Annotated in this window: 9 protein-coding genes and 1 pseudogene; 7 read left to right on the top strand and 3 right to left on the bottom strand. The window is 37.1% G+C overall.

Features of this window, described 5'->3' with window-relative positions:
* Positions 1-747 precede the first annotated feature (747 nt).
* Both nifK and IQ228_RS27440 read right to left on the bottom strand, forming a co-directional pair.
* Positions 748-2,283, bottom strand: coding sequence for a nitrogenase molybdenum-iron protein subunit beta (gene nifK, locus IQ228_RS14250; RefSeq protein WP_027404275.1), 1,536 nt, complete (start codon positions 2,281-2,283; stop codon positions 748-750).
* 161 nt (positions 2,284-2,444) lie between these two features.
* Positions 2,445-2,597: pseudogene (locus IQ228_RS27440) on the bottom strand (nitrogenase molybdenum-iron protein alpha chain); the annotation flags it as partial.
* Positions 2,598-2,808: 211 nt separating this feature from the next.
* Between IQ228_RS27440 and IQ228_RS14240 the strand changes: the two are divergent.
* The 7 genes from IQ228_RS14240 to IQ228_RS14210 all read left to right on the top strand — a co-directional run bounded on the left by IQ228_RS14240 (position 2,809) and on the right by IQ228_RS14210 (position 7,635).
* A complete protein-coding gene (locus IQ228_RS14240) occupies positions 2,809-4,110 on the top strand; it encodes a site-specific integrase (protein WP_193963250.1) in 1,302 nt (433 codons plus the stop codon).
* A 99-nt stretch (positions 4,111-4,209) separates the two neighbouring features.
* The gene (locus tag IQ228_RS14235) at positions 4,210-4,461 is read left to right on the top strand and encodes a type II toxin-antitoxin system HicA family toxin (protein ID WP_027404277.1); all 252 of its coding nucleotides are present in this window, start codon (positions 4,210-4,212) and stop codon (positions 4,459-4,461) included.
* Entirely contained in the window at positions 4,451-4,714 is a 264-nt protein-coding gene (locus IQ228_RS14230; protein ID WP_027404278.1) for a type II toxin-antitoxin system HicB family antitoxin, read from the top strand. Before IQ228_RS14235 ends, IQ228_RS14230 begins: the two co-directional genes overlap by 11 nt.
* A 59-nt stretch (positions 4,715-4,773) precedes the next feature.
* The gene (locus tag IQ228_RS14225; RefSeq protein WP_027404279.1) at positions 4,774-5,049 is read left to right on the top strand and encodes a hypothetical protein; all 276 of its coding nucleotides are present in this window, start codon (positions 4,774-4,776) and stop codon (positions 5,047-5,049) included.
* 280 nt (positions 5,050-5,329) lie between these two features.
* Positions 5,330-5,635, top strand: coding sequence for a hypothetical protein (locus IQ228_RS14220; protein WP_027404280.1), 306 nt, complete (start codon positions 5,330-5,332; stop codon positions 5,633-5,635).
* Between the two features lie 97 nt (positions 5,636-5,732).
* Positions 5,733-6,866, top strand: a complete 1,134-nt coding sequence (locus tag IQ228_RS14215) for an AAA family ATPase (RefSeq protein WP_193963249.1) — start codon at positions 5,733-5,735, stop codon at positions 6,864-6,866.
* Positions 6,859-7,635: a hypothetical protein gene (locus IQ228_RS14210; protein WP_027404282.1), complete on the top strand. Its 777-nt coding sequence runs from the start codon at positions 6,859-6,861 to the stop codon at positions 7,633-7,635. The genes IQ228_RS14215 and IQ228_RS14210 overlap by 8 nt, the downstream gene beginning before the upstream one ends.
* Positions 7,636-7,767: 132 nt before the next feature.
* Here the strand turns inward: IQ228_RS14210 and IQ228_RS14205 are convergent, their stop codons facing one another.
* Positions 7,768-8,688: an SDR family NAD(P)-dependent oxidoreductase gene (locus IQ228_RS14205; RefSeq protein ID WP_193963252.1), complete on the bottom strand. Its 921-nt coding sequence runs from the start codon at positions 8,686-8,688 to the stop codon at positions 7,768-7,770.
* Between the last annotated feature and the right edge of the window lie 426 nt (positions 8,689-9,114).

The raw sequence follows: 9,114 nt of genomic DNA, 5'->3' as shown, positions 1-9,114 counted from the left end.
GCATAACGGTGGTAGTGGTGACGATCCATGATAGGATAACCAATTCTGACTAAGGGTACACCACAATCGCGCCACAGGTACTTACCGTAGGGATTTTCATAACATTTGGTTTTGTAAGAGAAAATAGAAAAATTGTCAGAATCAGGTGGTTATCGAGCGAAGTCGAGATAATGTCCATGATTAAAGGATGAACAGGATGAAAAGGAGGATTTTATCAGCAATTACCAGGAACTAGGGCTTACGCATTGACAAAGTTTTCTAAATATGTAATGTGGGTTTTATCTCTTGTAGGGTGCGTCAGACCCAATAATTTGGTAAAAAACAGATTTCCTCTATCTGACGCACCCCACTCAATAAGTAGTGAGACAGAATTAATTACACAATGTCATTGCGTAAGCGTTGTGTGGCGTTAGCCATAGGGAACGAAGTGAAATGATGCAATCGCCAGCCAGGGTTGTGATTGCTTCCCTTCGCTCGCAATGACTGTAAATATTTTTGTCCAATTACTTAGGAATTGGAGATAGGGGATGGGATTTTAGGTAAATTACCTAAGCCATAGGGAACGAAGTGAAATGAAGCAATTCCAAGGGTTGTGATTGCTTCCCTTTGCTCGCAATGACTGTAAATATTTTTGTCCAATTACTTAGGAATTGGAGATAGGGGATAGGATTTTAGGTAAATTACCTAAGTCCCAATCCCCTTTGTTTATTGTCGAGGTTGGGGTTTCCCCATCCTTACAGACATTTCTTAACGAATTAAGTCGTAGGAAATATCGGTCTTACCAGCAACATTGGTGGTGCGGTCAATTTCTTCAAAGACTGTGTTAACAATCCAGTTCAACAGGTTGATGATACCTTTGTAACCAACGGTTGCATAACGGTGGTAGTGGTGACGATCCATGATAGGATAACCAATTCTGACTAAGGGTACACCACAATCGCGCCACAGGTACTTACCGTAGGAGTTACCAATTAATAGGTCTACGGGTTCTGTGAACAACAAAGAGCGTAAGTGCCACAAGTCTTTACCACCCCAGATTTTAGCTGACTTACCAAAGGTACTAGAATCTAACAATGCTTGCAATTCTTTCTCGAATACGTCGTTGGTGTTGTGAACCAAGATATGTACTGGTTCAGCGCCCATTTCTAACATGAAACCAACTACGCTATAAACTAGGTCAGGATCACCGTAGATAGCGAAACGCTTACCATGTAACCAAGCATGGGAGTCGGTCATTGCGTCAACTGCACGACCACGTTCGATTTCTAATTCTTCAGGAATAGCCTTACCAGTCATTTGGCTGAGTTTCATCAAGAACTCGTCAGTTCCCTGGATACCCCAAGGACGAGAAACACTAACGTCTTGTTTCCATTCCTTAGCAATGTATTCACGGGTCTTGGTGGTGGAGTAAGCTTGAAGAGCAATAGTAGCTTTAGCGTTGATGGAATCTGCTGCATCTTCTAGCTTAGTACCACCTGGATACATATTGTATTCACCATCACAAGGTGAATCAACATAATCACTGTTGTCAGATAACAAAGTGTAGTCAATACCCATTAAAGAGGCAATCCGCTTAATTTCGCGGTTGTTTTCTACGTAGGTATCAAAACCAGGAATAAAGTTGATTTTACCGTTGCTCTTGGCTTTCTTCTTACCTTCTGTCAAGGTAGAAAGAATTCCCTTCATCATGTTGTCGTAACCAGTGATGTGAGAACCAACGAAGCTAGGTGTGTGAGCAAAAGGGACTGGGAAATCTTGAGGAACAGAACCAGCTTCCTTAGCATTACCGATAAATGACTGTAAGTCATCACCGATAACTTCTGCCATACAGGTGGTGCAAACAGCGATCATTTTTGGCTTGTATAAGCTGTAGGAGTTAGCCAAACCATCAATCATGTTTTGTAAACCACCGAACACAGCAGCGTCTTCTGTCATGGAAGAAGAAACACCAGCAAATGGTTCTTTGTAGTGACGGGTTAAGTGGGTACGGAAGTAAGCTACGCAACCTTGAGAACCTTGAACAAAAGGAAGAGTACCTTCAAAACCCACAGCCGCAAACATAGCGCCTAAAGGTTGACAACCCTTAGCTGGGTTAACGGTTAAAGCTGTCCGTTCAAAGTTCTTTTCCCGGTATTCCCAGCTTTTTGTCCATTCGGAAACCCGTTGTACTTCTTCGTTGGTGTGACCGTTTTCAAACTGTTTCTTGTTTTCAAACAGTTGTTGGTATTCTGGCTGGTGGAATAGCTCAACGTGGTCCTGAATCTTCTTTGGATCTTGAGGCATTTCTATATCTCCAAGCTTGCTGTGTATGATGTTTGCGTTCGGTGGAGAGTGGGGAATGTGCCTCAAAATTCAGAATGCAAAATCCAGAACTTTGAATTTTTAATTTTGAATCTTGACTTCCCAACTCTCCTGGGGTAGAACCCCAGACTATCTTTTGTCCCCTAGACGGCAGCTTTAGCTTTAGCCTTAGCTTGAGCTTTCTTGTTCCAGGGAGCGCCGATTAATCCCCAGGTTGGGCTGTTGAGTGCCAAATCCATGTCCCGAGCGAAGATTGCGAATCCGTCGTAACCGTGATAAGGACCGGAGTATTTATATTCCTGGTTTAATAGCTTTTAACTTCGCTATGTTTGCAGTGAGCAATGTCAGCGATAAACTATGTTTGCAATTAACTGATTTATTTTTACTCTAAATATAGTCTGAAAGATTCAGAATAAGTCTCACGCAAAGGAAAAATTAAATTTCTCTGTGCCTTGAGCGTCTCTGCGTGAAATAAATTCATATTCTTAATCAGCAACGCCAAGGATTATGAAAGAACAGCTACTATGGGAATTGGGACAAGTAAATCTGCGTTTGAAGTCTGCAAAAACCAGAGTAACAATTCGGGAATCAAATGGATGTCTGCAATTACGGGCAACTTTACCCATTAAACCGGGAGATGAGGATATCAGGGGAACTGGCAAAAAACAATACAATCTCAGTTTGAATATTCCCGCAAATTTACTAGGTTTGAAAACTGCTGAGGAAGAAGCTTATGAGTTAGGTAAGTTAATTGCGAGAAAAAGTTTTGTTTGGAATGATAAATATTTGGGAAATGAAGGAATTAAAAAGGAATTAAAAACTATTAGTGAGTTGTTAGAAAAATTTGAGGAGGAATATTTTAAAACCCATAAACGCACGACTAAAAGTGAACATACTTTTTTCTATTATTTTTCTCGCCTTAAGCGTTATACAAATGCTGATGATTTGGCAATTGGGGAAGTTTTGATTAATGCGATTGATAAGATAGATAAGGAATGGGCTAAATATAATGCTGTGAGGGCTATTTCTGTTTTTTGTCAACTTTTCAAAATTGAGATTAATTTAACTCATTATTCTAAAGTTCCTGAAAGTAATTCTCGGAATGTTCCTACTGATAAGGATATAGTTACTGGATTTTATAAGTTTGATGAATATTTGTATAATCGAGGTAAACAAGTTAATCAAGATGTGAAAGATAGTTGGCAACTTTGGCGTTGGACTTATGGAATGTTGGCGGTTTTTGGTTTACGTCCCCGTGAACTTTTTGTTAATCCTCATATTGATTGGTGGTTGAGTAATGAAAATATAGATTTAACTTGGAAGGTTGATAAGGACTGTAAAACTGGGGAAAGGGAAGCTTTACCTTTATATAAAGAATGGATTGATGAATTTGATTTAAGGAATCCTAAATATTTAGAAATGTTGGCGATCGCAATTAGTAAAAAAGACCAGAATAATCATGCAGAAATCACGGCTTTAATCCAAAGGGTGAGTTGGTGGTTTAGAAAAATTGGTTTGGATTTTAAACCCTATGATTTACGTCATGGTTGGGCAATTCGAGCGCATATTTTGGGAGTTCCTATTAAGGCTGCGGCGGATAATTTGGGTCATAGTGTGCAAATTCACACGAAAACTTATCAACGTTGGTTTTCTTTGGATATGCGAAAGTTGGCAATTAATCAGGCTTTGAGTAAACGGAATGAGGTGGAGTTGATTAAGGATGAAAATACTGGGTTAAAAATGGAGAATGAACGGTTGAAGATTGAGGTGGATAAGTTGAGAATGGAGATGGTTTATAAGAGGAGTTAAGTTTGGTTAATCAAGAATATCATTTTTGTGAAATGTGGTATAATTGGTCAATAAATAATTATCTCAACCACCTAGCGAAAAAAATGCTATGATTAGTTAATGGGTAAACTAAGTAAATTAATTAAATATCTTCTCTCTCGCCCTCCTGAAGCCAGATTTGAAGAGATTAGTTATGTTCTTGAAGCTTTTGGATATCAGGAAACTAGAGTAAGAGGAAGTCATCACGCTTTTGAGAATGAGCAAGGAGAAGTAATTATTATTCCCAAAAAAGGTGGTAAAAAAGTCAAACGAACGTATATTGAAGAAACCATTAGATTACTAGATTTGGAAAATTGGCAAGATGAAAACTAATTCTCAACTTGAGCATCAATCTTTAGAAGATTATCTGTCTTTAAAATATCCCATGTCTATTTATCCAGAAGAGGACGGAGGATATACAGTAATGATTCCTGACTTACCAGGTTGTATGAGTCAGGGAGACAATTTAGAAGAAGCGATAGAAAATATTAATGAAGCGCGAGAGTTATGGATAGAAACTGTTTATTGTAGTGGTAAAAAACAAATTCCTTTACCTTCTAAACTAATTTCTATAATTAATTCGTGAACAACCATCAAAAATTTTATCCAAACTGCTAACAACATAATCAACCAGGAGATCAGTCTATGGAAAGTATGAAAATTAAAACACACATTGGTAATGATAAAATTCTCAAAGTTGAACTTCCTGATGAATTTGCCAATGAAGAATTAGAAATAGTAATTGTGTTTCAACGTATTGCAGAAAAATCATTACAATCTGCAACCAAAACGCCGGAAGAATTAGGATATTCTCGTAGGTTTTTAGAAGAAGTAATTGGTAGTTGGGAAGGTGAGCCGATTGAACGTCCAGAACAGCTTTATTTTGAAAAACGGGAGGAAATTCAATCGCCTATCTCTTAGATACAAATGATTGTATTCAAAATAGTCCTAATATACACAATTTAGGTAACTTATATGTTACATCATTTGTCAGAATCAGGATATCCAGGATTTTAGGATTTACAGGATGTGATTGATTATTTTTTTAAATAATGTTGGGTTGTACTGTTGCTTAACCCAAGTTACAGACTAATCCTTATATTGATTGGTGGTTAAGTGTATATTTTTGTTAAGGTATAATAGGATGACTTAGTGCTGTGTTATACTATGTTAATCTAATATTAGATAGAAACAATGAATCATGCAAATTATGATTGAAGTTAATCTTAATATATTACATCTAAAACTGATAACAATATCAAGACTTTTTGTGGCTTTGATTCTCATTTATTTAAATTTAATTATTTCCAAGCCTTGTTTTTCCTTGCCAGGGGACAGCATTCAAAAATCCATCAAACATATTAACAGAAATCAGCTTGGAGAAGGGTTGATTTTCAAGCCATTTTATATTAACTCTATCCTAGCTCATTATGAAGCTATAATTCAGTTCCAAGGTAATAATGTCAAGATAATTGTTGGTGAAAAAGTCTCTGCTGATATGCTTTGATCGCAATTCAATGCTTTATTTAGTATAATGTTTTTGCAAAAATAGTAATTGCAATTTTCCAAATAGCAAATGATGATGAACAAATAAAACTAACAATATGTTACAAAGCCTAAATCTTCATAATTTCAAAAGCCATAAATCTACAGAACTCAATTTCGATAACTCCCGATTACATGGACTCGTAGGAAAAAACAGTGCTGGTAAAACAACTGTATTACAATCATTGAATAATCTAAGCAAACTTGTTGATTCATCATTTGCAAAGATATTTAAAGATGAAAATTCACCTCAATTCATTACAACAATTGGGGAAAAAGCTATGTCTGTAACTGCGAGTGGTCTTTGTGATGATAATAGTTATCATCAGTGGGAAGTTTCCTATAGTTGGAAGCAGGAAAATCTTAAAGATTGGATTCCAACAACATCATGGAAAATAGATGGAACTGAAGATAGTTTTGAAAAAAAGAAAACAACACCAATTAAATACCCAGATCCAATTCGTAAATCTTTAAAATCTACTGTTTACCTAAAATTAGTTGCAAGTAATCTTGCCAAAGCAGCTTACAGTGAAGAAATTACACCGAGAGTAAAGTTTGATGGTTCATTATTAGCACCAACCTTAGATTTTCTCCGTGATGAAGCACCAGATAAATTTCAATTAATAGAAGAAAAGCTGAGTCGAATTGTCCCAAATGTCCGCAAAGTTGGCATCAAGAGAGCAAAAGTTCCAGTCATTCGCAAACGGTTAATCGAAGTTGATGGTAAATCTATTTCCTATGAAGAAACTCAGGAAATGACAGGTCAAGAAGTTATATTAGACATGAATACAGGTGAACGTATTCCAGCCCATGCAATTAGCGAAGGAACAATGTTAACTTTAGGATTATTAACTGTATTAATGAATCCTAATCAACCTAATTTAGTTTTATTAGATGATGTGGAACAGGGACTTCATCCTAAAGCACAACGTGAGTTAATGACTGTTTTCAAAGAAATCATCGCCGAAAATCCTAACCTGCAAATTATTTTCTCTACTCATTCCCTTTATATTATTGATGCACTTGCTCCTTCTCAAGTCCACATATTAAATAATAGTAAATCAGGTTTCACAGTTTCCAAACGTTTAGATGAACATCCTGATGTAGAATGGGCAAAGGAAACCTTGACAACAGGTGAATTTTGGGATGCTGAAGGTGAAGATTGGGTGCTAGAAGGAGAAGTCAGTGATTGAGTTTATTGTCATAGTTGAAAGTGGTGCAGATTATAGAACAGCTACTAAGTTAGCCGAGCGAGTTTTAAAAGAAAAATTCGATTGGTTAGATGATGATATTCTGAAACATTGTTTTCAGTGGACTGGTTTAGAGTCAGGAACAGAATTTTCTTGCTGGAGAGACATTATCAAAATCATTGATGATGCAAAATCACAAATAAAATATAAACCTTCCAGATTTTTAGGTCATGATAGTAAAGATGAGCCTTTAAAAGCTGATGGTGCAGCATCTATTAAAGTTCTTAATTTGGTACGGTTTCTGCAAAAAACACGACATATTAAAGCTGTTTTATTTATTCGTGATTTAGATAATCAACCGGAACGTAAAGAAGGAATTGAACAAGCACGTTCAGAACATATTAATAAAACGCCGAAATTAGAAATTGTGATTGGTGCGGCTGATCCAAAACGTGAAGCATGGGTTTTAAATGGGTTTATTCCATCTAATCAACAAGAAGAACAAATTCTAGAAGAAATCAAAAATAAATTGAGTTTTGATCCTTGCATAGAGTCTCACAGATTACGTGCTACTTCAGAGAAAGAACCTGAACGAATCAGAAATGTAAAAGTAGTTGTCGAACAACTCATAGGAAACGATATGGAACGGGAAAAGCAGTGTTGGGAAGAGACAGATTTAAAACATCTACGAGAGAGAGAAGTTGATACGGGTTTGACAGATTATATCTGCGAAGTTGAGGAACGATTAGCGGCAATTCTTGTGTCCGAGTGAAAACTATTATAGACCTGAGAGCGATCGCTTCGCTCGCCGTAGGCATCGCACGGCAAGCTTCACAATGGCGGAAAAGATGGCTCGAATTTAGGTTAATGGTAGACATTGCCCATTTTCTTATTTGCCTGGGTTTTATGCCTTTTTATTCAATTCAAATTTCACGCCGGTGAGTTGTTCCGATACAACCCAAAGTTTTTGAGCGATCGCTCGATCTTTGGATAACTGATTTGATTCCACCTTGACTGGATAGCCACTTATCTCCATAAATCCATTGGGACCGAAATATTCCGCCCCTTTCAAACCCTCTTCTATTGCCGCCCGCAGAGTTGGTAATGCGCCCATTGTGATATCTTGAGCAAAGATACCATTGAGATATTTCATCACATCACCCGCCGTTCTCTGCAATTCAGTTGCAGTCCAACCCGGATGTGAAGCAGTTACAAGGGTGTTGATCCCTTGCTCTTTTAGTTTCCGGTCGAGTTCGTAGGTAAAATAAAGATTAGCAAGTTTGCTATCACCGTAAGCCGTCCATTGGGCATAATTTCTCTTTTCCCAATTCAAATCATCGAAATCTAGTTTGCCAAAATTATGTGCGCCGCTGGAAACATTGACAATTCGTGAAGCTTTCGTGCTAATCAAAAGTTTTAAAAGTTGTCCCGTCAAAGCGAAATGTCCGAGATGATTAGTTCCAAATTGTAATTCAAAACCATCTGTAGTTTTTGAATACGGTGGAATCATTACACCCGCATTATTAATCAATAAATCCAAACGTGAATAATTTTTCTGAAAGTTTTCTGCGAAATTTTTAACCGATGCTAAATTCGCCAAATCAAGTTCCATTACCCGAACATCAGCATCTTTATTCTGTTGAATAATTTTCGCCAACGCCTTATTTCCTTTCTCCAAATTACGAACCGCAATGATCACAGATGCTTGTTTATTAGCTAAAACCCGCGCCGTTTCATAACCGATACCGCTACTTGAACCTGTGACAATTACTATTCTGCCTTTTTGACTCAGAATATTTTCCGTGTTCCATTTTTCGTTTTTCATCATCATAAGATAGTTAAATTAACTAATTTACACAAATAAATACCACATTCAACTTAGGGAACACCAAAAAATAAATTACCCAATTTTGTGGGATGGGCATCCTGCCCGTCCTTGATGATTAGCGGGCAAGATGCCCGCACCACAAGAAATTTTTGGGTATTTTTTTAATTGGAAGTCCCTTAGTGAAAATATTGAATTTTTCAGCTTTGTTTAAGGCAAGTCTATTTACGTATAACATACTAGACTTATTTTAAACTCCTATGTACACCCCAAAATGTGAAAACAATCTTAATAATTTGGGTTCTACCGCTCCCCTTATGGAAGAGAATATTAATTTAATTTTCGTAGGTTGGGTTGAACGAAGTGAAACCCAACATTAGCGGGAGGATAAATAAGAGGTGTTGGGTTTCGTTCCTCAACCCAACC

Origin of the sequence: Dolichospermum sp. LEGE 00246 (assembly GCF_015207865.1) — a bacterium.
Taxonomy (GTDB): domain Bacteria; phylum Cyanobacteriota; class Cyanobacteriia; order Cyanobacteriales; family Nostocaceae; genus Dolichospermum; species Dolichospermum heterosporum.
Note: the sequence above shows the minus strand (reverse complement) of the source record. Positions and strands in the feature narration are given on the sequence as shown.

Excerpts from the sequence above, each read along its gene's own strand:
- IQ228_RS14225 (WP_027404279.1), top strand. The coding sequence starts at position 4,774 with ATGGAAAGTATGAAAATTAAAACACACATTGGTAATGATAAAATTCTC.
- nifK (WP_027404275.1), bottom strand. The coding sequence starts at position 2,283 with ATGCCTCAAGATCCAAAGAAGATTCAGGACCACGTTGAGCTATTCCAC.
- IQ228_RS14220 (WP_027404280.1), top strand. The coding sequence starts at position 5,330 with ATGCAAATTATGATTGAAGTTAATCTTAATATATTACATCTAAAACTG.
- IQ228_RS14215 (WP_193963249.1), top strand. The coding sequence starts at position 5,733 with ATGTTACAAAGCCTAAATCTTCATAATTTCAAAAGCCATAAATCTACA.
- IQ228_RS14235 (WP_027404277.1), top strand. The coding sequence starts at position 4,210 with ATGGGTAAACTAAGTAAATTAATTAAATATCTTCTCTCTCGCCCTCCT.
- IQ228_RS14230 (WP_027404278.1), top strand. The coding sequence starts at position 4,451 with ATGAAAACTAATTCTCAACTTGAGCATCAATCTTTAGAAGATTATCTG.
- IQ228_RS14205 (WP_193963252.1), bottom strand. The coding sequence starts at position 8,688 with ATGAAAAACGAAAAATGGAACACGGAAAATATTCTGAGTCAAAAAGGC.
- IQ228_RS14240 (WP_193963250.1), top strand. The coding sequence starts at position 2,809 with ATGAAAGAACAGCTACTATGGGAATTGGGACAAGTAAATCTGCGTTTG.